The following is a 25,401-nucleotide window of genomic DNA, read 5'->3' on the forward strand; positions in this document are numbered from 1 at the left end:
AGGTGTAATAATTTAAGGTCCGTAACCAACACATTCACGGCGCTTTATATATTTAAGATAATAAAGGAGTATAGGATGAAAGTTGCAGTTCTCGGTGCTGCTGGCGGTATCGGCCAGGCCCTCGCCCTTCTACTCAAAACCCAGCTTCCTTCAGGTTCTGAACTCTCTCTCTACGACATTGCCCCTGTTACCCCTGGCGTTGCCGTCGACTTAAGCCACATCCCAACCGCAGTTAAAATCAAAGGCTTCAGTGGCGAAGACGCTACTCCTGCTCTGCACGGCGCCGACGTGGTGCTGATTTCCGCCGGCGTCGCGCGCAAGCCGGGCATGGACCGTTCCGACCTGTTCAACGTTAACGCCGGCATCGTGCGTAACCTGATCGAGCAAGTGGCGAAAACCTGCCCGAAAGCCTGCATCGGCATCATCACCAACCCGGTCAACACCACCGTCGCCATCGCGGCGGAAGTGCTGAAAAAAGCCGGCGTTTACGATAAAAACAAACTGTTCGGCGTGACCTCGCTGGATATCATCCGCTCCAACACCTTCGTGGCTGAGCTGAAAGGCAAGCAGCCGGAAGCGCTGAACGTGCCGGTCATCGGCGGCCACTCTGGCGTGACCATCCTGCCTCTGCTGTCGCAGATCCCGGGCGTGAGCTTCACCGAACAGGAAGTGGCCGATCTGACCAAGCGCATCCAGAATGCGGGCACCGAAGTGGTTGAAGCCAAAGCCGGCGGCGGGTCCGCGACCCTGTCCATGGGCCAGGCGGCTGCGCGTTTCGGCCTGTCTTTGGTGCGTGCGCTGCAGGGTGAGCAAGGCGTGGTTGAATGCGCCTACGTTGAAGGCGACGGCAAATACGCGCGCTTCTTCGCACAGCCGCTGGTGCTGGGCAAAAACGGCGTTGAAGAACGCAAAGACATCGGCACCCTGAGCGCCTTCGAGCAGAAAGCGCTGAATGAGATGCTGGACGTGCTGCACAAAGATATCGAGCTGGGCGAGAAGTTTATCAACAACTGATTGCCGCACAGCCTGTGCATGCAGAAGCCGCCGGACCTGGTTCCGGCGGTTTTTTTTGCTTTTTATTCATGCCTTCGGCTTGATGCGCGCCTTGCGATCCAGCAGGCGATCGCTGTGCGGATCATAATAACGGCTCGGCCAGATCTCCGAAGGATGAATGGCGAGCTCTTCGGCGATCAGCCACTCGCCTTTCGGCCAGGGGCGCGACAGCGCATTGGCCAGCGTTGACGAACTCAGCCCGGCGCGGCGCGATACCGCCGCCAGCGTCGTTCCCTTCTTGCGCAGTGCCGCGATGATATCCGCCGGATGCCAATCCTGATCCCTTGTATTCATGTTTACATTCCTTTTTTGATTAGCGAAAGTTCTGTTAGTGGTATAACTAACAGGTCAAGATTAATCGTTTGAACAACATGAAACGCTTATACGGAAATCAGGATACCACTAAATTTCCTAAAAAATATCTCAATGATTTCTAAAAAATGACTTTGCCCACTATTGCCCAGAGATAATGGCTATGAAAAATGAGTGGTTTGCCGCCAAGGAGCTTACAGGCATCGCAGGATTACCTTCCTCACCACAGGGAATAAATCTGATGGCCCGGCGCGAAGGATGGATCAGTCGCAGGCGCAAAGGCGTGCAGGGAAAAGCGTTGGAGTATCATATCAACAGCTTGCCGCACGGCGCCCGAAATCTGCTGTTGCTGAAAGAAGATGCGGCGGTGTACGAAGTGGAAAGACAGGATCCTTTGACGGTGTGGATTGAGTATTACTATCACCTGACGGAAAGCGAGCGCGAGAAAATGCTGTCGTTTTTGATGCGGGAAGGGATCGGCGGCCTGTTGGCGCGCATCACCGAAGAGAAGTAATCAGGCCCGCAGCGCGGGCCTGTAGGGGATAAGCGGAAATTCAAGTTTCTTAAAAATCGCGCTGCACCGCCAGATGGGCCAGGCCCTCCAGCGCGGTGCGGTGCGCGGACGCCGGCAGCGCCTGCAGCGCGGCGATCGCCTTGTCGGCTTCTTCCTCGGCGCGCTGACGGGTGTACGCCAAAGAACCGCATTGCTGCATGGCCTGCAGCACCGGCTCCAGCAGGTGGCGGCCGTTGCCTTGTTCAATCGCTGCGCGGATCATCGTTCTTTGCGCTTCGTCGCCATTGTGCATGGCGTGCAGCAGCGGCAGGGTGGGCTTCCCTTCATTCAGATCGTCACCGGTGTTCTTGCCCAGGGTGCTGCCGTCCGCGCTGTAATCGAGCAGATCGTCGATCAATTGGAAGGCGGTGCCGAGGTAACGGCCGTAATCCTGCAGCGCTTTTTCCTGCGCCTCGCTGGCGCCGGACAAAATCGCCGAAGATTGCGCAGCGGCTTCGAACAGGCGCGCGGTTTTGCTGTAGATCACCCTCATATAGCTTTCTTCGGTGATGTCGGGATCGTGCACGTTCATCAACTGCAGCACTTCGCCTTCGGCAATCACGTTGACCGCCTCGGACATCAGCGCCAGCACGCGCAGCGATTCCAGGCTGGTCATCATCTGGAAAGCTCGGGTATAGATAAAGTCGCCGACCAGCACGCTGGCGGCGTTGCCGAACGCGGCATTGGCGGTGGCTTTGCCGCGGCGCATATCGGATTCATCCACCACGTCGTCATGCAGCAGCGTGGCGGTATGAATGAATTCGATCAGCGCCGCAACGGTCACGTGCTTGTGGCCTTCATAGCCCAACGCCCGTGCAGCCAGCACGGCGATCATCGGTCGGATGCGTTTACCGCCACCGCTGATAATGTAATAGCCAAGCTGATTGATGAGTGTGACATCGGAGTTCAGCTGTTCGAGAATTGTTGCGTTCACGGCCGCCATATCTTGCGCGGTTAACTCGGTAATTTGCTCTAGGTTCATTGTATTTTTTTCAGCTGTGTTTCTCTTCACCGCGTTGAGATCGCTGCTCACATCGGTACATGGCGGTAACTGTCCCCCTGATTGTACTTGAAAAACGGTTCAGATAAACGCCACGAAAGAAACTGTGGTTTTTTTCTTCTTTTTTCTGCTTCTGGTCTTATTCTGCTCTTGTCATGCGTCGGTTTTTTGCGTAGAATTCGCGCCCTATTGTGAATATTTATAGCGCGCTCTGTACTAACACAGTTGAGCACGCGGAAAGCGGAGTTTTATATGTACGCGGTTTTCCAAAGTGGTGGTAAACAACACCGAGTAAGCGAAGGTCAGACCGTTCGCTTGGAAAAGCTGGACATCGCAACTGGTGAAGCGGTTGAGTTTGACCAGATTCTGATGATCGCTAATGGCGAAGATATCAAAATCGGCGTTCCTTTCGTCGATGGCGGTAAGATCAAAGCTGAAGTCGTTGCTCACGGTCGTGGCGAGAAAATTAAGATTGTTAAGTTTCGTCGTCGTAAGCACCACCGTAAGCAGCAGGGCCACCGTCAGTGGTTCACTGACGTTAAAATCACCGGCATCAGCGCTTAAGTTAGGAGAGCGGATTAATGGCACACAAAAAGGCTGGCGGCTCGACTCGTAACGGTCGCGATTCAGAAGCTAAACGTCTGGGCGTAAAACGCTTTGGCGGCGAAGCAGTACTGGCAGGCAGCATCATCGTTCGTCAGCGCGGCACCAAATTCCACGCTGGTACCAACGTGGGTTGCGGCAAAGACCACACTCTGTTTGCTTTGAAAGACGGTAAAGTCAAATTCGAAGTTAAAGGCCCGAGCAATCGTAAATTCATCAGCATCGAAGCTGAATAATTTTTCGAGCCTTACGAAATAGATGTAAGCCCCGCAATTCGTTGCGGGGCTTTTTACATTTATACCCGTCATACTTCAGACCGCAGGCATGTCAGCGCTGGCAAAGGTAATATGGACACGAAACAGCAGGTCGGTGTAGGCATTTCGCTGGCGTTAACCACGGCGGTTTGCTGGGGCGCATTGCCGATAGCGATGAAAGAAGTGCTGGCGGTGATGGAGCCGTTTACCATCGTCTGGTATCGCTTTACCATCGCCGCTATCGGCCTGGGGCTGATCCTGGCGGTGCGCGGCAGGCTGCCGCCGCTGAAGATGTTCCGCCAGCCGCGCTGGCTGCTGCTGCTGGCGATAGCCACCGCGGGTCTGTTGGGCAACTTTGTGTTCTTCAGCTCGTCGCTGCAGTATCTCAGCCCGACGGCGTCGCAGGTGATTGGCCAGCTGTCGCCGGTCGGCATGATGTTCGCCAGCGTGCTGATTTTAAAAGAACGGATGCGCATCACGCAGGTGATTGGCGCGCTGATGCTGATCTGCGGGCTGATGCTGTTTTTCAACGTCAGCCTGATCGAGATCTTCACCCGCCTGACGGATTACACCCTCGGGGTGCTGCTTGGCGTGTGCGCGGCGGCGGTCTGGGTCAGCTACGGCGTGGCGCAGAAGGTGTTGCTGCGTCGATTGGCCTCGCCGCAGATCCTGGTAATGTTGTACACTTTATGTGCAATCGCGTTATTCCCTCTGGCCCGGCCCGAGGTGATTTTCCAGCTCAGCGGTTGGCAGTTGGCTTGCCTGCTGTTCTGCGGCGCCAACACGCTGATTGGCTATGGCGCGCTGGCGGAGGCGATGGCGCGCTGGCAGGCGGCGCAGGTGAGTGCGTTAGTGACGCTGACACCGCTGTTTACCCTGCTGTTTTCAGATTTATTGGCGCTGGCCTGGCCACAGGCATTCGCTGCGCCGACCTTGAACGTCGTCGGTTATGTCGGCGCTTTTGTGGTGGTGGCGGGCGCCATGTTTTCCGCAATTGGTCACCGGTGGTGGCCGCGACGGGCAGAAACCAGCCTGGTTGCTCCTTTGAAGCAGCCCGGTGAATGATTTACGGAGACGGTAAATGAAGTTTGTAGATGAAGCAGCGATTTTGGTCGTTGCAGGTGACGGTGGTAATGGTTGCGTCAGCTTCCGCCGCGAAAAATATATCCCGAACGGCGGGCCGGACGGCGGCGACGGCGGCGACGGCGGCGACGTCTATCTGCTGGCGGACGAAAACCTCAACACGCTGATCGATTACCGCTTTGAGAAATCCTTCCGCGCCGAGCGTGGCCAAAACGGCCAGAGCCGCGACTGTACCGGCAAGCGCGGCAAAGACATCATCATCAAGGTGCCGGTCGGCACCCGCGTGAAGGATCAGGGCACCGGCGAGATCCTCGGTGACATGACCCGTCATGAGCAACAGCTGATGGTCGCCAAAGGCGGCTGGCACGGCCTGGGCAACACCCGCTTCAAGTCTTCGGTGAACCGTGCGCCGCGTCAAAAGACGCTGGGCACCGCCGGCGAAGCGCGCGATCTCCTGCTGGAGCTGCTGCTGCTGGCCGACGTGGGCATGCTGGGCCTGCCGAACGCCGGCAAGTCGACCTTTATCCGCGCGGTATCCGCCGCCAAGCCGAAGGTGGCCGACTACCCGTTCACCACGCTGGTGCCAAGCCTGGGCGTGGTGCGCATGGACCACGAGCAGAGCTTTGTGGTCGCCGACATTCCGGGGCTGATTGAAGGCGCTTCCGACGGCGCCGGGCTGGGTATCCGCTTCCTGAAGCACCTGGAGCGCTGCCGCGTGTTGCTGCACCTGGTGGACATCGCGCCGATCGACGAATCCGATCCGGTGGAAAACGCCAAAATCATCATCAACGAGCTGAACCAATACAGCGAAAATCTGGCGCAGAAGCCACGCTGGCTGGTTTTCAACAAGATTGATGTGATTGGCGAGGAAGAAGCCGCCGAACGCGCCAAGGCTATCGTAGAGGCCATGGGCTGGGAAGGTAAGTACTACATGATCTCCGCAGTCAATCGCGAAGGCGTCAACGCGCTGTGCTGGGACGTGATGAAATTCATCAACAGCCAGCCGAAAGCGATGGCGATCGAAGAAAGCGCGCCGGAGAAGGTCGAATTCATGTGGGACGACTACCACCGTGAGCAGATCGCGGAAGTGGAAGCCGAAGCGGAAGACGACTGGGATGACGACTGGGACGAAGATGACGACGAAGGCGTCGAAATCATCTACCAGAAATAATCCTCCCGACAGGGCTCAGCAACGCTGGGCCCTGTTTATTTCCAGGCCTTGTCAGGCAGCCAGCATTGCGCATTCAGCCCGCTGGTGTCCCGCCGGTTTTCCAGCGTCAAACGCCCCTGATGCAGCTGCACGATGCGGATGACGATGTTCAGCCCCAGCCCGCTGCCGCCATAGCGCTGGTCCATGCGGCGAAACGCCTGGGTGAGTTCCCCCACCATGTTTTCCTTAATTCCCGGCCCTTCGTCGATCACCTGCAGCAGGTGACCGTTATCCCGCGCGGCCAGCCGTACCTGGATGGCGCTGCCTTCCGGGCCGTAGCGGTGGGCATTTTCGACCAGATTGCGCAGCAGCAGGCGCAGCAGCACCGGATCGCCGTGCACCCGGGCCTCTGCCGGCAATTGCCAGCGCAGCGTCTGCCGGCGCTGGGCGACCAGCTCGTCAAGCTCTTCGCGCAGCGGCTGGATCACCTCGGCCACCCAGTCGAAATGCTGATAGTGGCCGCTGGCAAAGTCTTGCCCGGCGCGTGACAGCATCAGCAGCTGCTCGACGGTGTGCATCAGTTGGTCGATGCGGGCGATCAGCGCGCGGCTTTCCCCGACGCCCTGTTTTTCCATCAGCTCCAGGTGCAGCCGGATCCCGGCCAGCGGCGTGCGCAGCTCGTGGGCGGCGTCGGCGGTGAACAGCCGCTCCTGCCGGATGGTGTTGTCCAGGCGCGAGAACAGCTGGTTGAGCGCCGTGGTGACCGCCACCATTTCTCGGCTGTCGCTGCTGATTGGCAGAGGGGTGAGATTATCGGCGGAGCGTTTCTCCAGCCGTTGCTGCAGCTGGTTGAGCGGGCGAATAATCCAGCTGATGGCCCAAAAAGAGGCCAACAGCGTGACGATCATCATGATCAGCGAAGGGGCCAGCAACGAGGCGATGGCCTCGGCGATTTCGGTGTCGACGCGCTCGGTGCGCACCTTGGCGGACAAGGTTTCATCCACCAGGAAGCTGATTTGCTCCTGGCTTTCGTGCCACAACCAAAAGGCGCTGATAAGCTGAGTGACCAGCAGGATTAACGCCAGCATCAGCAACAGACGGCGGCGCATGCTGATCATGATGCCGGTTCCAGACGGTAGCCGATGCCGCGTACGGTGCGGATGCGGTCCTTGCCCAGTTTGCGGCGCAGGTTATGGATATGCACTTCCAGCGTATTGGAGCCCAAATCGTCCTGCCAGGTGTAGAGATCCTGCTGCAGCAGCTCGCGGTTGACCGTTTGCCCGGCGCGCATCATCAGCCGCGACAGAATGGCGAACTCTTTAGGCGTGACCTCCACCGGCTGCTGCTGCAGGTAAACCTGCTGGCTGGAGAGGTTGAGCTGCAGAGAGTCCACCTGCATCAGGTTGTCGCTGTGGCCCTGATAACGGCGTATCAGCGCCCGCACCCGCGCCTGCAGTTCGACCAGCGCGAAGGGTTTGACCAGATAGTCGTCGGCGCCGGCGTCCAGCCCGTCCACGCGGTCCGCCAGCGCATCGCGGGCGGTGAGGATCAGCACCGGCAGGTCAATCTGCTGCCGGCGCCACTGCCGCAGCAGGCTGGCGCCGTCCATATCCGGCAGGCCGAGATCGAGGATCACCATGCTGTACTGGCTGGTGACGAGCAGGCTGCCGGCCTCGGCCGCCGTGCCTGCGCAGTCGCAGGCATAACCGTCGCCGGTCAGCGCTAACGCCAGTCCCTGTTGCAGCAGCTCATCGTCTTCCACTATCAACAGCTTCATGGCGATCCTCAGTTGTTCTGATAAATGTCCCGGTACAGGCGGCTTTCGAAACGCACCAGCGGCGCGCGGCGCTGCCTTTGATCTTCCGGCGGCACGGCGTAGCCGGACAGGTATTGCACGAAGGCCATGCGCTGGCCGCTGGCGGTGGTGATGAAGCCCGCCAGGTTGTAGACGCCCTGCAGCGCGCCGGTCTTGGCCGACACCTTGCCGTCGACGCCGGCTTCGTGCAGGCCGCCGCGGTAGCGCAGGGTGCCGTCATAGCCGGACAGCGGCAACATCGAGATGAAGTTCAGCTCGTTGTCGTGCTGCGCTATGTACTGCAGCGCCTGCATCATGGTCGCCGGCGCCAGCAGGTTATGGCGCGACAGGCCGGAGCCGTCCACCACGATGCTGTTGCCCAGATCGACGCCGGCCTTCTGGCGCAGCACCTGACGCACCGCGTCGGCGCCCGCGCGCCAGGTGCCAGGCACGCCAAAGCGTTCGTGGCCGATGGTGCGGAATACGGTATCGGCAATCATGTTGTCCGATTTTTTCAGCATGATTTTCAGCAGGTCATGCAGCGGCGCGGACTGGGTCTGGGCGATCACCGTGCCGGTCAGACCTGGCTGCGTCTGGCGCTTCAGGTGGCCGTCGATCTGGATGCCGGCCTGCGTCAGCTCATCCTTCAGGATAGCACCTGCGTAGCTGGCGCCGTCCTGAATGGCGAAGGCCAGCGGCAACGGATCGCTGCGCTGGGTCAGGCAGCCGGTCAGGGTAAAGCGGTTCAGCTCGCCCGGCACTACGTCCAGCTCGCAGTATTGCGCGTCGGCGGAGCCTCGCGCCAGCGTGCGCACCTGGCTGAACATGTTGACCGGATAATAGGAGGCGACGCGGATAAACGCCATTTCGCCCGGGTTCGGCGCGCTGTACAGCGACACCGAGAAGCAGTTGCGATCGACAATCGCCGCCGCCGGCGGTGCGCTGAAGCACTGCGTCAGGTCGTTCCACGGCCAGCCGGGCGCCTTGTCGTGGCTGGCGAACACCGAGGTGTCGACCAGCACGTCGCCGGTGATCTGGCGCACGCCCTGTTTCTTCAGGGCCGCCACCATGTTGCGCAGGCTCTGGCGCTTGAAGGTCGGATCGCCGCCGAAGCGGGCGATCAGATTGCCGCGCAGCACGCCGTCGCTGATGTTGCCCTGGCTCTCCAGCGTGGTGGTGAAGCGGTAGTCCGGCCCGAGCTGCAGCAACGCCGCCAGCGCTGTCAGCACCTTTTGGGTACTGGCCGGCAATGCCATTTGCTGAGAGTGATAATCGATGGTCGGCGCGGTGGCGCCGATCTTCTGAACTACCAGGGCAAGGTTGGCCCCATCAGGCAAATATTGTGTGTAATCTTCAACCGGGGCCGCATTCGCATTCAGAACAAATGCGCAAGCCAATGCACTGACAATTCGTGAAAAACGCATAATCTCGGGATAACAGCTGGATAACGTGTCGTCATACTACGGTGCATTCAGGGAAAAAGTAAACGATGACCCTCAAGGAACTCTAGGCTAAAATACGTATCAAAATGCAAAATCGATCCTGACTTGGGCTCCGTTCCGAGTCAGGTTTCTTTTGTTTGTCGCCTGGAGGCGGGGGGCGATGAGCCAACCGTATTTTCATACGAATACGTCAGGATGACGGTTATTTGAACAGGAAAGATTTAGAGGTATTTACCATATGAAACAAATTCCGATGACCTTGTTTGGCGCTGAAAAACTGCGCGAAGAGCTTGAATATCTGAAGGGCGTACGCCGTCCCAAGATTATTGCCGACATCGCTGACGCCCGCGAGCACGGCGATTTGAAAGAAAACGCCGAGTACCATGCCGCGCGTGAGCAGCAGGGGTTCTGTGAAGGGCGTATCCAGGAAATTGAAGCCAAGCTGTCGAACGCGCAGGTGATCGATATCACCAAAATGCCTAATACCGGCCGCGTGATTTTCGGCGCTACCGTATCGGTGCTGAATCTGGATAGCGAAGAACAGGTGACCTACCGCATCGTTGGCGACGACGAAGCCGATTTCAAGAAAAATCTGATTTCGGTAAATTCACCGATGGCGCGCGGTCTGATCGGCAAAGAGCAGGACGACGTGGTGGTGATCAAAACGCCGGGCGGCGACGTGGATTACGAGATCCTGAAGGTCGACTACCTCTGATCGGTCAGAAATGCGCCAGTGTTTTGTAAAGAAAGGAAAAAGGCCGCGTGCGGCCTTTTATCTGAATCGGGTGCATGGCACCTTTTCGTTAACCTGACGTTTATTAACGCGGTAGACTGATCTTGCGCTCTTTAGACGGGCGGTAAAGAATAAGCGTACTGCCGATGACTTGCACGTTGCAGGCGCCCGTTTCACGCACGATAGCGTCGGCGATCAGGGTTTTGGTTTCGCGATCTTCAGCGGCGATTTTTACCTTGATCAGCTCATGATGCTCCAGAGCCTGTTCAATTTCAGCCAGCACCCCTTCGGTGAGACCGTTATTACCCAGCATGACAACCGGTTTTAACGGATGCGCCAGGCCTTTCAGGTGCTGTTTTTGTTTATTATTCAGATTCATTGTCTTTTTTACTTAAGTTGGGATTGAAAACGGTACATTCTACCGCCATCTCATGTGTATCACCAAATCGGTCTTCACCGGTGTGAGTCTACGTGAGCAGCGAACCTGACATAAGACTCTTTTTATGATAGTTGGAAAACGAGATGGCTAATAAAAAGCGTTCTGCTAGCTCCAGTCGCTGGTTGCAGGAACACTTTAGCGATAAATATGTGCAGCAGGCGCAGAAAAAGGGGCTGCGTTCCCGCGCCTGGTTTAAACTTGATGAAATACAGCAGAGTGACAAACTGTTCAAGCCGGGCATGACCGTAGTGGACCTGGGAGCAGCGCCGGGCGGCTGGTCGCAATACGTGGTCACCCAAATCGGCGGTACCGGTCGCATCATCGCCTGTGATATTTTGCCAATGGATCCTATCGTTGGCGTCGATTTCCTTCAGGGCGATTTTCGTGATGAACTGGTGCTTAAAGCGCTGTTGGAACGTGTAGGTGAGAGTAAGGTTCAGGTGGTCATGTCCGATATGGCCCCGAATATGAGTGGCACTCCGGCCGTCGATATTCCAAGATCGATGTATCTGGTGGAGTTAGCACTGGAGATGTGTCGTGATGTCCTCGCACCAGGCGGAAGTTTCCTGGTGAAGGTGTTCCAGGGAGATGGCTTTGACGAGTACCTACGGGAAATTCGCTCCCTGTTTACGAAGGTTAAGATTCGTAAGCCAGACGCTTCCCGCGCACGTTCGCGCGAAGTGTACATTGTAGCGACAGGGCGCAAGCTGTAGTACCCTAACGCTGTTTGTTAACACAGTTGTAATATGAGGTTAATCCCTTGAGTGACATGGCGAAAAACCTAATTCTCTGGTTAGTCATCGCGGTAGTGTTGATGTCTGTATTCCAGAGCTTTGGGCCCAGCGAGTCGAATGGCCGTAGGGTAGATTATTCTACCTTCATGTCCGAACTGACCCAGGACCAGGTTCGCGAAGCGCGAATTAACGGACGTGAGATTAACGTTACCAAGAAAGACAGTAACAAATACACGACCTACATCCCCGTCAACGATCCCAAGTTGCTGGATACGTTGTTAACGAAGAATGTGAAAGTTGTCGGCGAGCCGCCTGAAGAGCCGAGCCTGCTGGCCTCTATCTTTATTTCTTGGTTCCCGATGCTGTTGCTGATCGGGGTCTGGATCTTCTTTATGCGCCAGATGCAGGGCGGCGGCGGCAAGGGCGCGATGTCGTTCGGCAAGAGCAAGGCCCGCATGCTGACCGAAGATCAGATCAAGACCACTTTTGCCGACGTCGCCGGTTGTGACGAAGCGAAAGAAGAAGTGAGCGAACTGGTGGAATACCTGCGCGAACCGAGCCGTTTCCAGAAGCTGGGCGGCAAGATCCCTAAAGGCGTGCTGATGGTTGGCCCGCCGGGGACCGGTAAAACGCTGCTGGCGAAAGCGATCGCCGGCGAAGCGAAAGTGCCGTTCTTCACCATTTCCGGTTCCGACTTCGTAGAAATGTTTGTCGGTGTGGGCGCTTCCCGCGTGCGCGACATGTTCGAGCAGGCCAAGAAAGCCGCACCTTGCATCATCTTTATCGATGAAATCGACGCCGTCGGCCGCCAGCGTGGCGCCGGTCTGGGTGGCGGTCACGACGAACGCGAGCAGACGCTGAACCAGATGCTGGTCGAGATGGACGGTTTTGAAGGCAACGAAGGCATCATCGTCATCGCGGCAACCAACCGTCCGGACGTGCTTGACCCGGCGCTGCTGCGTCCGGGCCGTTTCGACCGTCAGGTGGTGGTCGGCCTGCCGGACGTGCGCGGCCGTGAGCAGATCCTGAAGGTGCACATGCGCCGCGTGCCGTTGGCGGCCGATATCGACGCCTCCGTCATTGCGCGCGGTACCCCGGGCTTCTCCGGTGCCGATCTGGCCAACCTGGTCAACGAAGCGGCGCTGTTCGCCGCCCGCGGCAACAAACGCGTGGTGTCGATGGTTGAGTTCGAAAAAGCCAAAGACAAGATCATGATGGGTGCGGAACGCCGCTCCATGGTGATGACCGAAGCGCAGAAAGAGTCGACCGCGTATCACGAGGCAGGCCACGCCATCATCGGCCGTCTGGTTCCTGAGCACGATCCGGTTCACAAGGTGACCATCATTCCTCGCGGCCGCGCGCTCGGCGTGACCTTCTTCCTGCCGGAAGGGGATGCGATCAGCGCCAGCCGTCAGAAGCTGGAGAGCCAAATCTCCACCCTGTACGGCGGTCGTCTGGCGGAAGAGATCATCTACGGTCCGGAAAAAGTCTCTACCGGCGCGTCGAACGACATTAAAGTGGCGACCTCCATCGCCCGCAACATGGTGACCCAATGGGGCTTCTCCGAGAAGCTGGGGCCGCTGCTGTATGCGGAAGAAGAGGGCGAAGTGTTCCTGGGCCGTTCCGTCGCCAAGGCGAAACACATGTCGGACGAAACCGCACGTATCATCGACCAGGAAGTGAAATCCCTGATCGAACGCAACTACGTGCGCGCTCGTGCGCTGCTGATGGAAAACATGGACATCCTGCACTCGATGAAGGATGCGCTGATGAAATATGAAACCATCGATGCACCGCAGATCGACGATCTGATGAACCGCAAAGACGTGCGTCCGCCGGCGGGTTGGGACGATGCGAACAAAGGCAACAGCTCCGACAACGGCGGTACCCCAAAAGCCCCGACGCCGGTAGATGAGCCGCGTACGCCGAACCCAGGCAATACCCTGTCTGAACAGCTCGACAAGTAAGTCTCGCTGTGCAATAACATCAAACCCCGGCATGCCGGGGTTTTTTATTGCCCGGCGGGCAGAACAGTAAGGTGGATAAAGCATGCAGTTAACCGTGCGCGACATGACGCTCAATCTTTCCCATCCGCAGGTGATGGGCATCCTCAACGTGACGCCGGATTCGTTTTCCGACGGCGGCCGTCACAACAGCCTCAATCAGGCGCTGCTGCACGCGCATGCGCTGATTTCGGCCGGTGCCACCATGATTGACGTGGGGGGCGAATCGACGCGGCCCGGGGCGGCGGAGGTCAGCGAGGAGGAAGAGATCGCACGGGTGGTGCCGGTGGTGGAGGCGTTGGCGCAGCGTTTCGAGGTGTTTATCTCGGTCGACACCTCGAAAGCCGGGGTGATCCGCGAATCGGCCCGGGCGGGCGCGCATTTGATCAACGATATTCGCTCGCTGCAGGAGCCCGGCGCGCTGGCCGCCGCCGCGGAAAGTGGCCTGCCGGTATGCCTGATGCACATGCAGGGGCAGCCGCGCACCATGCAGCAGGCTCCCCGCTACGATGATCTGATCGCCGACGTGAATGCCTTTTTTGAGCGCCACATCAAGCGCTGCAATGATGCAGGGATAACAAATCAGAAATTGCTGCTCGACCCAGGCTTCGGTTTCGGTAAAAATTTAGCGCACAACTATCAGCTTCTGGCCCGGTTGTCGGAATTTCATCGCTTCGGTCTGCCGCTGTTGGTGGGCATGTCGCGCAAGTCGATGATTGGACAACTGCTGAACGTGCCGCCTGACCAGAGGGTCATCGGTAGCGTGGCCTGCGCGGTGATCGCCGCGATGCAGGGCGCGCAGATTGTCAGAGTGCATGACGTTAAAGAAACCGTCGAGGCGATGCGTGTCGTCGAGGCAACACTTTCAGCTAAGGGACAGTAGAAACATGAGCGAGCGCAAATATTTTGGCACCGACGGCATTCGTGGCAAGGTCGGTGATAGCCCAATTACCCCGGACTTCGTGCTGAAGCTCGGCTGGGCGGCCGGCAAAGTGCTGGCGCGCCACGGCTCTCGTAAGATCATCATCGGCAAGGATACCCGCATCTCCGGTTATATGCTGGAGTCTGCGCTGGAAGCCGGCCTGGCGGCCGCGGGGCTGTCCGCCTCCTTCACCGGCCCGATGCCGACGCCGGCGGTGGCCTACCTGACGCGCACCTTCCGCGCCGAAGCCGGCATCGTCATCTCCGCTTCGCACAACCCGTTCTACGATAACGGCATCAAGTTCTTCTCGATCGACGGCGCCAAGCTGCCGGATCACGTGGAAGAGGCGATCGAAGCCGAGATGGAAAAGCCGCTGACCTGCGTGGAGTCCGCCGAACTGGGCAAGGCCAGCCGGATCATCGACGCCGCCGGCCGCTATATCGAATTCTGTAAAGGCACCTTCCCGAGCGAGCTGAGCCTGAAGGGGCTGAAAATCGTGGTCGACTGCGCCAACGGCGCCACCTATCACATCGCGCCGAGCGTGCTGCGCGAATTGGGCGCCACGGTGATCGCCATCGGCGTGGAGCCGGACGGCATGAACATCAACGAGAAATGCGGCGCCACCGACGTTCGCCAGCTGCAGGAGCGCGTGCTGCAGGAGAAGGCCCACGTCGGCCTGGCGTTCGACGGCGACGGCGACCGGGTGATGATGGTGGATCATCTGGGCAACAAGGTGGACGGCGACCAGATCCTGTATATCATCGCCCGCGAAGGCCTGCGTCAGGGGCAGCTGCGCGGCGGCGCCGTCGGCACGCTGATGAGCAACATGGGGCTGGAGCTGGCGCTGAAGCAGCTGGGCATTCCGTTCGCGCGCGCCAAAGTGGGCGACCGCTACGTGCTGGAGAAGCTGCAGGAGCTGGGGTGGCGCATCGGCGCGGAAAACTCCGGCCACGTGATCCTGCTGGACAAAACCACCACCGGCGACGGCATCGTGGCCGGGCTGCAGGTGCTGACCGCGATAGTGCGCAACCACATGAGCCTGCACGACCTGTGCAGCGGCATGAAGCTGCTGCCGCAGATCCTGGTCAACGTGCGCTTCGCCGGCGAACACAACCCGCTGGAATCTGACGAGGTGCGCAAAATCACCGAACAGGTCGAGGCGGAACTGGCCGGCCGCGGCCGGGTGTTGCTGCGCAAATCCGGCACCGAGCCATTGATCCGCGTGATGGTGGAAGGCGAGGACGAACAGCAGGTGACGGCGCTGGCGCACCGCATCGCCGACGCGGTGAAATCCGCCGGTTAAAACAGACGGTTATCCCACGGGTTCTGCCGGCCAGGGCCCGGAAAAACGATTGTTGGCGTTTTTTTCCGCAAACGCGCCGGCGGCAGCAAATTGCCCTTGCGCGCTCTGGCGGCTTTGGTTAGTATTCACACCCGCTTCAGTAGGCAGTTTGTAAAAAACGCCTGCTTTATTGGTGAGAAGCATTTGGCATGCGGTGAAGCCGCAAGGATACGGGTACTACTATGTACGAAGCTCTTCTGGTAATTTTCCTGCTGATCTCAATCGGGCTGGTAGCTCTGATTATGCTGCAGCAAGGTAAAGGCGCTGATATGGGAGCCTCTTTCGGAGCAGGTGCATCTGGCACATTGTTCGGTTCGAGTGGTTCCGGTAACTTTATGACCCGCATGACCGCTGTGTTGGCGACGTTGTTCTTCGTCATCAGCCTGATTCTGGGCAACCTCAGCAGCAACCAAAGCAAGAAAGGCAGCGAGTGGGAAAATCTGGGTCAGCCAGTAAAATCTGAGCAGACTACCGCGCCGGCGGCACCAGCCAAGCCGAGCAGCGATATCCCGCAGTAAGCCGCTAAGCAGCGACAGAGTTTGAAAACGGTGGTTGTGAACTCGAAGGATCAACGGCCGTTGGCAGTAAAAATCAGTACCGAGGTGGTGGAATTGGTAGACACGCTACCTTGAGGTGGTAGTGCCCTAACGGGCTTGTGGGTTCGAGTCCCATCCTCGGTACCAAATCCCAGAGATAACTTGCAATTTTGCGATTATCGGCGTAGTATTTGCCACGTTTTCGGACGCGGGGTGGAGCAGCCTGGTAGCTCGTCGGGCTCATAACCCGAAGGTCGTCGGTTCAAATCCGGCCCCCGCAACCACTTTCCTTTAAGTGTTTATTTTCAAATACACTTTTCGAATGAAATCCGCTTTTCTCGAACAACATTTGAAAATGACACTTGCTTGAAAGTTGCACCGAAGCCGCGTAGCGGCAAACAGGGTCCAGTTGCATAAAGCCCCGAATTTTCGGGGTTTTTTGTTATTTGGCAACAGAATCACTGGGCTATTAAGCCCTTTTTTTATGTCTTGGGGGTGGGCTTGTCCACATTAGAGCAAAAGTTAACAGAGATGCTTTCGGCACCGGTAGAAGCGTTGGGCTTTGAGCTTGTAGGCATCGAATTTATTCGTGCGCGCCAATCGACGCTCCGCATCTATATTGATAGTGAAAACGGCATCAACGTTGATGATTGTGCTGATGTCAGCCACCAGGTCAGCGCTGTATTGGACGTCGAAGAGCCAATCACGGTCGCTTACAACTTGGAAGTCTCCTCTCCTGGCCTTGATCGCCCGATGTTCACCGCAGAGCACTATACTCGTTTCCTCGGTGAAGAAGTCAGCCTGGTCCTGCGCATGGCGGTACAGAACCGCCGCAAGTGGCAGGGCATTATCAAGTCTGTCGACGGCGAGATGATCACGGTTACTGTGGAAGGGAAAGATGAAGTGTTCGCGCTGAGCAATATCCAGAAAGCGAACCTGGTACCCCACTTTTAAAGTTTGGATGAGGCAACTAGGATGAATAAAGAGATTCTGGCTGTTGTTGAAGCAGTTTCCAATGAAAAATCCCTTCCGCGTGAGAAGATTTTCGAGGCGTTGGAAACCGCATTAGCCACCGCAACCAAGAAAAAATACGAGCAGGAAATCGACGTACGCGTCAGCATCGATCGCAAAACCGGCGATTTCGATACCTTCCGCCGCTGGGTCGCCGTAGATGAAGTGACTCAGCCTACGCGTGAAATCACGCTGGAAGCGGCGCAGTATGAAGAGCCGGGCATCGAGCTGGGCGGCTACATCGAAGATCAGATCGAATCCGTGACCTTCGACCGTATCACCACCCAGACCGCCAAGCAGGTTATCGTGCAGAAAGTGCGCGAAGCCGAGCGCGCGATGGTGGTTGACGCTTTCCGTGAACACGAAGGCGAGATCGTCACCGGCGTGGTGAAAAAGGTTAACCGCGACAGCATCGCGCTGGATCTGGGCAGCAACGCGGAAGCGGTGATTGGCCGTGAAGACATGCTGCCGCGCGAAAACTTCCGTCCGGGCGACCGCATCCGCGGCGTGCTGTACGCCGTGCGTCCTGAAGCCCGCGGCGCGCAGCTGTTCGTCAGCCGCTCCAGCCCGGAAATGCTGAAAGAACTGTTCCGCATCGAAGTGCCGGAAATCGGCGAAGAAGTGATCGAAATTAAAGCGGCGGCCCGCGATCCCGGCTCCCGTGCGAAAATTGCAGTGAAAACCAACGACAAGCGCATCGACCCGGTCGGCGCCTGCGTAGGTATGCGCGGTGCGCGCGTTCAGGCCGTGTCGAGCGAGCTCGGCGGCGAACGCATCGACATCACCCTGTGGGATGACAACCCTGCGCAGTTCGTCATCAACGCCATGGCGCCGGCAGACGTCGCCTCGATCGTGGTTGATGAAGATAACTGCACCATGGATATCGCCGTTGAAGCCAGCAACCTGGCACAGGCGATCGGCCGTAATGGCCAAAACGTGCGTTTGGCTTCCCAGCTGTTGAAACAGCATCGTGATGATGACCGTTGGGAACTGAACGTGATGACGGCGGACGATCTGCAGGCCAAGCACCAGGCCGAGGCTCATGCCGCCATTGATACCTTCACCAAGTATCTTGATATCGACGAAGATTTCGCCACCGTACTGGTTGAAGAAGGCTTCTCCACTCTGGAAGAGCTGGCCTACGTGCCAATCAAAGAGCTGCTGGAAATCGACGGTCTGGATGAAGATACGGTTGAAGCGTTGCGCGATCGCGCCAAAGCTGCATTGACCACGCTGGCCCTGGCCCAAGAAGAGAGCCTGGGCGACCAAAAACCTGCTGACGATTTGCTCAACCTGCCGGGTCTTGAGCGCAGCATGGCCTTTAAACTGGCCGCGCGTGGGGTTTGTACGCTGGAAGATCTTGCCGAGCAGGGTGTTGACGATCTGGCTGATATTGAAGGGCTTAGCGACGAGCAAGCCGGCGAGCTGATCATGGCCGCACGTAATATCTGTTGGTTTGGCGACAACGCGTAATAAACTGTAGCAGGAAGGAACAGCATGACGACAGATGTAACCGTAAAATCGCTGGCAGCAGAGATTCAGACTCCGGTTGATCGCCTGGTACAGCAGTTTGCTGATGCAGGGATCAACAAGTCCGAGTCGGACTCTGTGACCCAGCAAGAAAAAGAAACATTGCTGGCGCACCTGAACCGTGAACACGGCAGTGCGCCGGGTAAACTCACTTTGCAGCGCAAAACGCGCAGCACCTTGAATATTCCGAGCACCGGCGGTAAAAGTAAATCGGTGCAAATCGAGGTCCGCAAGAAACGCACTTATGTAAATCGCGATACGCAGGAAGCCCAGCAGGCTGAAGCGGCAGAGCAGGCACAGCGTGAAGCGGAAGAGCAGGCACGGCGCGAAGCGGAAGAGCTAGCGAAACGCGAAGCAGAAGCGAAGCGCGCAGCCGAAGAGCAAGCCAAACGTGAGGCCGCGGAGATTGCTAAGCGTAATTCAGCGGAAAAAGAAAAAGTGACCAATCAACATACCGACGAAATGACCAAGCCAGCTCAGGCAGAAAAAGCACGCCGTGAAGCCGAAGCCGCTGAACTGAAACGTAAAGCGGAAGAGGAAGTGCGCCGTAAGGTTGAAGAGGAAGCCAAGCGCGTGGCGGAAGAAGCCCGCCGCATGGCCGAAGAGAACGGTGAGAAATGGGCCGAAGCTGAAGCAGCAAGCGCTGCGGTAGAAACCGCCGATTACCACGTGACCACCTCTCAGCACGCCCGTGCAGCCGAAGACGAAAACGACGCCAAGGTTGAAGGCGAGCGCCGCAGCCGCACCCGCGGCGGTAAAGCCACCAAGCAGAAAAAAGGCAACAAGCTTTCCGAGTCTAAAGCGGACCGTGAAGAAGCGCGCGCCGTTACCCGTGGCGGTAAAGGCAAGCGTAAGCCAAGCAGCCTGCAGCAGGGCTTCAACAAGCCGGCTCAGGTGGTTAACCGTGACGTTATTATCGGCGAAACCATCACCGTGGCCGAACTGGCCAACAAGATGGCGGTGAAAGGCTCTCAGGTCATCAAAGCGATGATGAAGCTGGGCGCAATGGCCACCATCAACCAGGTCATCGACCAGGAAACCGCACAGCTGGTTGCCGAAGAGATGGGCCACAAGGTTATCCTGCGTCGTGAGAACGAACTGGAAGAAGCGCTGATGAGCGATCGCGACACCGGTGCCGCCGCAGAGCCGCGCGCGCCGGTCGTGACCATCATGGGCCACGTTGACCACGGTAAAACCTCTCTGCTGGACTACATCCGCTCCACCAAGGTGGCGGCGGGCGAAGCCGGCGGCATTACCCAGCACATCGGCGCCTACCACGTAGAAACCGACAACGGCATGATCACCTTCCTGGATACCCCAGGCCACGCCGCCTTTACCTCCATGCGTGCCCGCGGTGCTCAGGCGACCGACATCGTGGTTCTGGTGGTGGCGGCGGACGACGGCGTGATGCCGCAAACCATCGAAGCTATCCAGCACGCGAAAGCGGCGCAGGTGCCATTGGTGGTTGCCGTTAACAAAATCGACAAGCCGGAAGCCGATCCGGACCGCGTTAAGCAGGAACTGTCTCAGTACGGCGTCATGCCGGAAGAGTGGGGCGGCGAAGCGCAGTTCGTTCACGTATCCGCGAAAGCCGGTACCGGTATCGACGAACTGCTGAACGCTATCCTGCTGCAGGCCGAAGTTCTCGAACTGAAAGCGGTGCGCAGCGGCATGGCCAGCGGCGTGGTGATCGAATCCTTCCTGGATAAGGGCCGTGGTCCGGTCGCTACCGTTCTGGTTCAGGAAGGTACGCTGAACAAGGGCGACATCGTGCTGTGCGGCTTCGAATACGGCCGCGTGCGTGCGATGCGTGACGAACTGGGTCGCGAAGTGACCTCCGCCGGTCCTTCTATCCCTGTGGAAATCCTGGGCCTGTCCAGCGTTCCCGCCGCGGGCGACGAAGCGACCGTGGTGCGTGACGAGAAGAAAGCGCGTGAAGTTGCGCTGTATCGTCAAGGCAAGTTCCGCGAAGTCAAACTGGCGCGTCAGCAGAAATCCAAGCTGGAAAACATGTTCGCCAACATGACCGACGGCGAAGTTTCCGAGCTGAACATCGTACTGAAGTCCGACGTACAGGGTTCTTGCGAAGCGATTTGCGATTCACTGCTGAAACTCTCCACCGACGAAGTGAAGGTGAAGATTGTGGGTTCCGGCGTAGGCGGCATCACCGAAACCGACGCCACCCTGGCGGCAGCGTCCAACGCCATCATCCTGGGCTTCAACGTCCGTGCCGACGCTTCTGCGCGCCGCGTGATTGAAGCGGAAAGCCTGGATCTGCGTTATTACTCCGTGATCTATAACCTGATCGACGAAGTGAAGCAGGCGATGAGCGGCATGCTGGCACCTGAGTACAAACAGCAGATTATCGGCCTGGCCGAAGTGCGCGACGTGTTCAAATCACCGAAGTTCGGCGCCATCGCAGGCTGTATGGTTACCGAAGGGACGATCAAACGTCACAACCCAATCCGCGTTCTGCGCGACAACGTGGTTATCTATGAAGGCGAGCTGGAATCCCTGCGTCGCTTCAAAGATGACGTCAACGAAGTTCGTAACGGCATGGAATGTGGTATCGGCGTCAAGAACTACAACGACGTGCGCGTCGGCGACATGATCGAAGTGTTCGAAATCATTGAGATTCAACGCACCATCGCTTAACGATTGCACATCTGCTTAAATCTGTTTACGGGGGGCCTTTGTGCCCCCCGATTTGTCTGGAGAATCCAAAATGGCAAAAGAATTCAGCCGCGGCCAACGCGTGGCGCAAGAGATGCAGAAAGAGATTGCGATCATTCTGCAGCGTGAAGTCAAAGATCCGCGCATCGGCATGGCCACCGTTTCCGGCGTCGAAGTGTCCCGCGACCTGGCGTACGCCAAGGTTTACGTCACCTTCCTGAACGTGCTGACCGAAAATCACGATCCGGATCTGGTGACCAACGGCATCAAAGCGCTGCAGGACGCCGCCGGCTATATCCGCACGCTGCTGGGCAAGGCCATGCGCCTGCGCGTGGTGCCTGAGCTGACCTTCGCCTACGACAACTCCCTGGTGGAGGGCATGCGCATGTCCAACCTGGTGACCAACGTCGTGAAGAACGACGCCGAGCGCCGTTCCGCATCAGGCGATGACGAGGAGGCTTAATGAGTCGCCCTCGTCGCCGCGGCCGTGATATCCACGGCGTACTGCTGTTGGACAAACCGCAGGGCCTGTCGTCCAACGACGCCCTGCAAAAAGTGAAGCGCCTGTATAACGCCAACCGCGCGGGCCATACCGGTGCGCTCGATCCGCTGGCGACCGGCATGCTGCCGATCTGCCTGGGCGAGGCAACCAAGTTCTCGCAGTTCCTGCTCGACTCCGACAAACGCTATCGGGTGATCGCCAGGCTGGGCCAGCGCACCGATACCTCGGACGCCGACGGCCAGATTGTGCAGGAGCGCCCGGTAAACTTCACCCAGGCGCAGCTCGATGCGGCGCTGGACAGCTTCCGCGGCGATATCCGGCAGGTGCCTTCGATGTACTCGGCGCTGAAGTATCAGGGCAAGAAGCTCTACGAGTATGCGCGCCAGGGCATCGAAGTGCCGCGTGAAGCGCGCAGCATCACCGTTTACGAACTGCAGTTCATCCGCTGGGAAGGGGACGAACTGGAGCTGGAAATTCACTGCTCGAAAGGCACCTACATCCGCACCATCACCGACGATCTCGGCGAGCTGTTGGGCTGCGGCGCGCATGTGATTTACCTGCGCCGTCTGCAGGTGGCGACCTATCCCATAGAGCGCATGGTGACGCTGGAGCAATTGAACGCGTTGCTGGAGCAGGCGCAAGCGCAGGAAACTGCGCCGGGCGAACTGCTCGATCCGCTGCTGATGCCGATGGACAGTCCGGTTGAGAATTATCCGGAAGTGAACCTGTTGCCGGTGGTGGCGGGTTACGTCAAGCAGGGGCAGCCGGTGCAGGTTGCCGGCGCGCCGGCCTCGGGTATGGTGCGCATCACCGAAGGCGAAGAGCGCAAATTCATCGGCGTAGGCGACATCGCCGACGACGGTCGCGTGGCGCCGCGCCGCCTGGTGGTCGAGCATTTCGACTGAGGGAAGGCACACGCGCTGCCTTGCGATCGCACTGCGCTGAGAGTAGAATGGCGCAGCTTATGCATTGGGTTGCTGAATTAGAGATCGGCGCCTGTTTTTATTATCTATAATCTGGAGTATTACAATGTCTCTAAGTGTTGAAGCTAAAGCTCAAATCGTAGCTGATTTCGGTCGTGGTACTAACGACAGCGGTTCTACCGAAGTTCAGGTTGCCCTGCTGACTGCGCAGATCAACCATCTGCAAGGCCACTTCTCCGAGCACAAAAAAGATCACCACAGCCGTCGTGGTCTGCTGCGTATGGTTTCTCAGCGTCGTAAGCTGCTGGACTACCTGAAGCGTAAAGATGTAGCACGTTACACCAGCCTGATCGAGCGTCTGGGTCTGCGTCGCTAATCTAGCAAGTTTCAGTGGAAAGGGGCCTATTTTGGCCCCTTTCTTCTAGGAAGCATAAGCAAATCAGGTTAATGTATTACTGATGTTTCCAAACAGGTTCTTCCGTTACAGAGGTTCGCGCGGCTAATGAGAGGCTTTGTCTCAGGCTTGAGATAAGGATTGTCATTAGTCGCGAGGATGTAGTGAGAAGGCAAATCGAGTCACTGGCGTGTCGAGTCGTCAATACGATTGCGCGCCGTTAATCAAGGATATAATTTTGCTGACACCGATCATTCGCAAATTCCAATATGGCCAGCACACCGTCACCATCGAGACCGGTATGATGGCGCGTCAGGCCACCGCCGCCGTTATGGTGAGCATGGACGACACCGCCGTTTTCGTTACCGTGGTTGGCCAGAAAAAAGCCAAACCGGGCCAGAGCTTCTTCCCGCTGACCGTTAACTACCAGGAGCGTACCTACGCTGCCGGCCGTATCCCGGGCAGTTTCTTCCGTCGTGAAGGCCGCCCGAGCGAAGGCGAAACCCTGACTTCCCGTCTGATCGACCGTCCGATCCGTCCTCTGTTCCCGGACAGCTTCCTGAACGAAGTTCAGGTGATCGCGACCGTGGTTTCCGTTAACCCGCAGGTTAACCCGGACATCGTTGCGATGATCGGCGCCTCTGCAGCCCTGAGCCTGTCCGGTATTCCGTTCAACGGCCCAATCGGCGCAGCGCGCGTAGGTTACATCAACGACCAGTACGTACTGAACCCAACCACCGACGAGCTGAAAACCAGCAGCCTGGACCTGGTGGTTGCCGGTACCGCCGGCGCGGTGCTGATGGTTGAATCCGAAGCCGACGTGCTGAGCGAAGATCAGATGCTGGGCGCCGTGGTGTTTGGCCACGAGCAGCAGCAGATCGTGATCGAGAACATCAACTCCCTGGTGGCCGAAGCCGGCAAACCTAAGTGGGACTGGCAGGCGCCTGCGGTCAACGAAGCGCTGCACGCGCGCGTGGCCGAGCTGGCCGAAGCTCGCCTGGGCGACGCTTATCACATCACCGAGAAACAAGAGCGTTACGCTCAGGTAGATGCGATCAAGGACAGCGTGGTCGAGACCTTGCTGGCGCAGGACGAAACGCTGGACGCGTCTGAAATTCAGGACATCCTGGGCAGCGTAGAGAAAAACGTGGTGCGTAGCCGCGTACTGCGCGGCGAGCCGCGCATCGACGGCCGCGAAAAAGACATGATCCGCGGCCTGGACGTGCGCACCGGCGTACTGCCGCGCACCCACGGTTCCGCACTGTTCACCCGCGGCGAAACTCAGGCGCTGGTGACCGCGACCCTGGGCACCGCGCGTGACGCGCAGAACCTGGACGAGCTGATGGGCGAAAAGACCGACAGCTTCCTGTTCCACTACAACTTCCCTCCGTACTCCGTGGGCGAAACCGGCATGGTCGGTTCACCTAAGCGTCGTGAAATCGGTCACGGTCGCCTGGCGAAACGCGGCGTATTGGCTATGATGCCTAAACCGGAAGATTTCCCGTACACGGTGCGCGTGGTTTCCGAAATCACCGAGTCCAACGGTTCTTCTTCCATGGCTTCGGTCTGCGGCGCCTCTCTGGCGCTGATGGACGCGGGCGTGCCAATCAAGGCCGCCGTTGCGGGTATCGCGATGGGCCTGGTGAAAGAAGACGACAACTTTGTGGTTCTGTCCGACATTCTGGGTGACGAAGATCACCTGGGCGACATGGACTTCAAAGTGGCCGGTAGCCGCGACGGTATCACCGCGCTGCAGATGGACATTAAAATTGAAGGCATCACCCGCGAAATCATGCAGGTGGCACTGAACCAGGCCAAGGGCGCGCGTCTGCACATCCTGGGCGTGATGGAACAGGCTATCAGCACCCCGCGCGGCGATATCTCTCAGTTCGCACCGCGCATTCACACTATCCGCATCAACCCGGATAAGATCAAAGACGTGATCGGTAAAGGCGGCTCGGTGATCCGTGCGCTGACCGAAGAGACTGGCACTACCATCGAGATCGAAGATGATGGTACAGTTAAAATCGCTGCGACCGACGGTGAGAAAGCGAAATTCGCTATCCGTCGTATCGAAGAGATCACTGCGGAGATCGAAGTTGGCCGCATTTACCAGGGTAAAGTGACCCGCATCGTTGATTTCGGCGCGTTCGTCGCTATCGGCGGGGGTAAAGAAGGCCTGGTGCACATCTCTCAAATCGCCGACAAGCGCGTTGAGAAAGTGACCGACTATCTGCAGATGGGTCAGGAAGTGCCGGTTAAGGTACTGGAAGTTGACCGTCAGGGCCGCGTGCGTCTGAGCATCAAAGAAGCGACGGCGCCGGAAGCGGGTTCGCCTGCGCCTGAAGCAGAATAACTGTATAGATAGTTTTACAGCTCCCCGCCATGGGGTTGGGAGCTGTTCGTATCGCGCG

At 58.1% G+C, this 25,401-nt stretch carries 26 protein-coding genes and 2 tRNA genes; 21 read left to right on the forward strand and 7 right to left on the reverse strand.

Annotation, left to right across the window (positions count from 1 at the left end; all coding sequences use genetic code 11):
- The first annotated feature begins 75 nt into the window (after nucleotides 1-75).
- Nucleotides 76-1,014 carry a malate dehydrogenase gene (mdh, locus tag D7I37_RS09285; RefSeq protein WP_061799923.1) on the forward strand — a complete coding sequence of 313 codons (939 nt, stop codon included), beginning with the start codon at nucleotides 76-78 and terminating at the stop codon, nucleotides 1,012-1,014.
- A 66-nt stretch (nucleotides 1,015-1,080) separates the two neighbouring features.
- Here mdh and D7I37_RS09290 read toward each other — a convergent pair whose 3' ends face one another.
- Nucleotides 1,081-1,347, reverse strand: a complete 267-nt coding sequence (locus D7I37_RS09290) for a helix-turn-helix transcriptional regulator (protein ID WP_061799925.1) — start codon at nucleotides 1,345-1,347, stop codon at nucleotides 1,081-1,083.
- A gap of 181 nt (nucleotides 1,348-1,528) precedes the next feature.
- Between D7I37_RS09290 and D7I37_RS09295 the strand changes: the two genes are divergently transcribed.
- On the forward strand, nucleotides 1,529-1,879 hold the full coding sequence (locus D7I37_RS09295) for a DNA-binding protein (RefSeq protein WP_061799927.1): 351 nt from the start codon (nucleotides 1,529-1,531) through the stop codon (nucleotides 1,877-1,879).
- A gap of 49 nt (nucleotides 1,880-1,928) precedes the next feature.
- On the opposite strand, the gene ispB is transcribed toward D7I37_RS09295, so the two are convergent.
- Nucleotides 1,929-2,900, reverse strand: coding sequence for an octaprenyl diphosphate synthase (ispB, locus tag D7I37_RS09300; protein ID WP_061799929.1), 972 nt, complete (start codon nucleotides 2,898-2,900; stop codon nucleotides 1,929-1,931).
- Between the two features lie 270 nt (nucleotides 2,901-3,170).
- Here ispB and rplU point away from each other — a divergent pair, with 270 nt between their 5' ends.
- The 4 genes from rplU (at nucleotide 3,171) to cgtA (ending at nucleotide 6,029) form a co-directional block, all read left to right on the forward strand.
- A complete protein-coding gene (gene rplU / locus D7I37_RS09305; protein ID WP_004933561.1) occupies nucleotides 3,171-3,482 on the forward strand; it encodes a 50S ribosomal protein L21 in 312 nt (103 codons plus the stop codon).
- 17 nt (nucleotides 3,483-3,499) lie between these two features.
- A complete protein-coding gene (gene rpmA, locus D7I37_RS09310) occupies nucleotides 3,500-3,757 on the forward strand; it encodes a 50S ribosomal protein L27 (protein WP_004933559.1) in 258 nt (85 codons plus the stop codon).
- Nucleotides 3,758-3,868: 111 nt separating this feature from the next.
- Complete coding sequence (locus tag D7I37_RS09315) at nucleotides 3,869-4,840, forward strand: DMT family transporter (RefSeq protein ID WP_061799932.1); 972 nt, start codon at nucleotides 3,869-3,871, stop codon at nucleotides 4,838-4,840.
- 16 nt (nucleotides 4,841-4,856) lie between these two features.
- Nucleotides 4,857-6,029, forward strand: a complete 1,173-nt coding sequence (gene cgtA, locus D7I37_RS09320) for an Obg family GTPase CgtA (RefSeq protein WP_061799933.1) — start codon at nucleotides 4,857-4,859, stop codon at nucleotides 6,027-6,029.
- A 35-nt stretch (nucleotides 6,030-6,064) separates the two neighbouring features.
- Here cgtA and pmrB read toward each other — a convergent pair whose 3' ends face one another.
- The 3 genes from pmrB to dacB are packed head-to-tail and all read right to left on the reverse strand — an operon-like array spanning nucleotide 6,065 to nucleotide 9,227.
- Nucleotides 6,065-7,126: a two-component system sensor histidine kinase PmrB gene (pmrB, locus tag D7I37_RS09325; protein ID WP_129543584.1), complete on the reverse strand. Its 1,062-nt coding sequence runs from the start codon at nucleotides 7,124-7,126 to the stop codon at nucleotides 6,065-6,067.
- Nucleotides 7,123-7,785 carry a two-component system response regulator PmrA gene (pmrA, locus tag D7I37_RS09330; protein WP_061799936.1) on the reverse strand — a complete coding sequence of 221 codons (663 nt, stop codon included), beginning with the start codon at nucleotides 7,783-7,785 and terminating at the stop codon, nucleotides 7,123-7,125. Before pmrA ends, pmrB begins: the two co-directional genes overlap by 4 nt.
- Nucleotides 7,786-7,793: 8 nt before the next feature.
- Nucleotides 7,794-9,227 (reverse strand): serine-type D-Ala-D-Ala carboxypeptidase, encoded by a 1,434-nt coding sequence (gene dacB, locus D7I37_RS09335; RefSeq protein ID WP_061799937.1) that lies wholly within the window; start codon nucleotides 9,225-9,227, stop codon nucleotides 7,794-7,796.
- A gap of 256 nt (nucleotides 9,228-9,483) precedes the next feature.
- Between dacB and greA the strand changes: the two genes are divergently transcribed.
- A complete protein-coding gene (greA, locus tag D7I37_RS09340; RefSeq protein ID WP_061799939.1) occupies nucleotides 9,484-9,960 on the forward strand; it encodes a transcription elongation factor GreA in 477 nt (158 codons plus the stop codon).
- Nucleotides 9,961-10,063: 103 nt separating this feature from the next.
- Here the strand turns inward: greA and yhbY are convergent, their stop codons facing one another.
- On the reverse strand, nucleotides 10,064-10,357 hold the full coding sequence (yhbY, locus tag D7I37_RS09345) for a ribosome assembly RNA-binding protein YhbY (RefSeq protein WP_004933536.1): 294 nt from the start codon (nucleotides 10,355-10,357) through the stop codon (nucleotides 10,064-10,066).
- 143 nt (nucleotides 10,358-10,500) lie between these two features.
- Here yhbY and rlmE point away from each other — a divergent pair, with 143 nt between their 5' ends.
- From rlmE to glmM, 4 genes are all read left to right on the forward strand, one after another.
- The gene (gene rlmE, locus D7I37_RS09350; RefSeq protein ID WP_061799941.1) at nucleotides 10,501-11,130 is read left to right on the forward strand and encodes a 23S rRNA (uridine(2552)-2'-O)-methyltransferase RlmE; all 630 of its coding nucleotides are present in this window, start codon (nucleotides 10,501-10,503) and stop codon (nucleotides 11,128-11,130) included.
- Between the two features lie 56 nt (nucleotides 11,131-11,186).
- The gene (gene ftsH, locus D7I37_RS09355) at nucleotides 11,187-13,118 is read left to right on the forward strand and encodes an ATP-dependent zinc metalloprotease FtsH (RefSeq protein WP_061799943.1); all 1,932 of its coding nucleotides are present in this window, start codon (nucleotides 11,187-11,189) and stop codon (nucleotides 13,116-13,118) included.
- A gap of 82 nt (nucleotides 13,119-13,200) precedes the next feature.
- Nucleotides 13,201-14,037: a dihydropteroate synthase gene (gene folP / locus D7I37_RS09360; protein WP_061799945.1), complete on the forward strand. Its 837-nt coding sequence runs from the start codon at nucleotides 13,201-13,203 to the stop codon at nucleotides 14,035-14,037.
- 4 nt (nucleotides 14,038-14,041) lie between these two features.
- Nucleotides 14,042-15,379: a phosphoglucosamine mutase gene (gene glmM / locus D7I37_RS09365; protein ID WP_061799946.1), complete on the forward strand. Its 1,338-nt coding sequence runs from the start codon at nucleotides 14,042-14,044 to the stop codon at nucleotides 15,377-15,379.
- A 9-nt stretch (nucleotides 15,380-15,388) separates the two neighbouring features.
- Here the strand turns inward: glmM and D7I37_RS27005 are convergent, their stop codons facing one another.
- Entirely contained in the window at nucleotides 15,389-15,562 is a 174-nt protein-coding gene (locus D7I37_RS27005) for a hypothetical protein (RefSeq protein ID WP_157079264.1), read from the reverse strand.
- A 38-nt stretch (nucleotides 15,563-15,600) separates the two neighbouring features.
- Here D7I37_RS27005 and secG point away from each other — a divergent pair, with 38 nt between their 5' ends.
- The 10 genes from secG (at nucleotide 15,601) to pnp (ending at nucleotide 25,343) form a co-directional block, all read left to right on the forward strand.
- A complete protein-coding gene (gene secG, locus D7I37_RS09370; RefSeq protein WP_061799947.1) occupies nucleotides 15,601-15,936 on the forward strand; it encodes a preprotein translocase subunit SecG in 336 nt (111 codons plus the stop codon).
- Between the two features lie 78 nt (nucleotides 15,937-16,014).
- Nucleotides 16,015-16,101: transfer RNA gene (locus D7I37_RS09375), tRNA-Leu, on the forward strand.
- A 60-nt stretch (nucleotides 16,102-16,161) separates the two neighbouring features.
- A tRNA-Met gene (locus D7I37_RS09380) sits at nucleotides 16,162-16,238 on the forward strand.
- Between the two features lie 217 nt (nucleotides 16,239-16,455).
- A complete protein-coding gene (gene rimP / locus D7I37_RS09385; RefSeq protein ID WP_004952852.1) occupies nucleotides 16,456-16,908 on the forward strand; it encodes a ribosome maturation factor RimP in 453 nt (150 codons plus the stop codon).
- A gap of 21 nt (nucleotides 16,909-16,929) precedes the next feature.
- Nucleotides 16,930-18,438: a transcription termination factor NusA gene (gene nusA / locus D7I37_RS09390; RefSeq protein WP_129543585.1), complete on the forward strand. Its 1,509-nt coding sequence runs from the start codon at nucleotides 16,930-16,932 to the stop codon at nucleotides 18,436-18,438.
- Between the two features lie 24 nt (nucleotides 18,439-18,462).
- Nucleotides 18,463-21,150 (forward strand): translation initiation factor IF-2, encoded by a 2,688-nt coding sequence (infB, locus tag D7I37_RS09395; RefSeq protein ID WP_061799864.1) that lies wholly within the window; start codon nucleotides 18,463-18,465, stop codon nucleotides 21,148-21,150.
- Nucleotides 21,151-21,220: 70 nt separating this feature from the next.
- Nucleotides 21,221-21,631, forward strand: coding sequence for a 30S ribosome-binding factor RbfA (gene rbfA / locus D7I37_RS09400; protein WP_061799862.1), 411 nt, complete (start codon nucleotides 21,221-21,223; stop codon nucleotides 21,629-21,631).
- The gene (gene truB / locus D7I37_RS09405) at nucleotides 21,631-22,575 is read left to right on the forward strand and encodes a tRNA pseudouridine(55) synthase TruB (RefSeq protein WP_129543586.1); all 945 of its coding nucleotides are present in this window, start codon (nucleotides 21,631-21,633) and stop codon (nucleotides 22,573-22,575) included. The genes rbfA and truB overlap by 1 nt, the downstream gene beginning before the upstream one ends.
- A gap of 124 nt (nucleotides 22,576-22,699) precedes the next feature.
- On the forward strand, nucleotides 22,700-22,969 hold the full coding sequence (rpsO, locus tag D7I37_RS09410) for a 30S ribosomal protein S15 (protein WP_004933502.1): 270 nt from the start codon (nucleotides 22,700-22,702) through the stop codon (nucleotides 22,967-22,969).
- A gap of 256 nt (nucleotides 22,970-23,225) precedes the next feature.
- On the forward strand, nucleotides 23,226-25,343 hold the full coding sequence (gene pnp, locus D7I37_RS09420; protein ID WP_061799858.1) for a polyribonucleotide nucleotidyltransferase: 2,118 nt from the start codon (nucleotides 23,226-23,228) through the stop codon (nucleotides 25,341-25,343).
- The last annotated feature ends 58 nt before the right edge of the window (nucleotides 25,344-25,401 follow it).

It is taken from the genome of Serratia sp. 1D1416 (assembly GCF_003641105.1).
In the GTDB taxonomy this organism is placed as follows: Bacteria; Pseudomonadota; Gammaproteobacteria; order Enterobacterales; family Enterobacteriaceae; genus Serratia; species Serratia ficaria.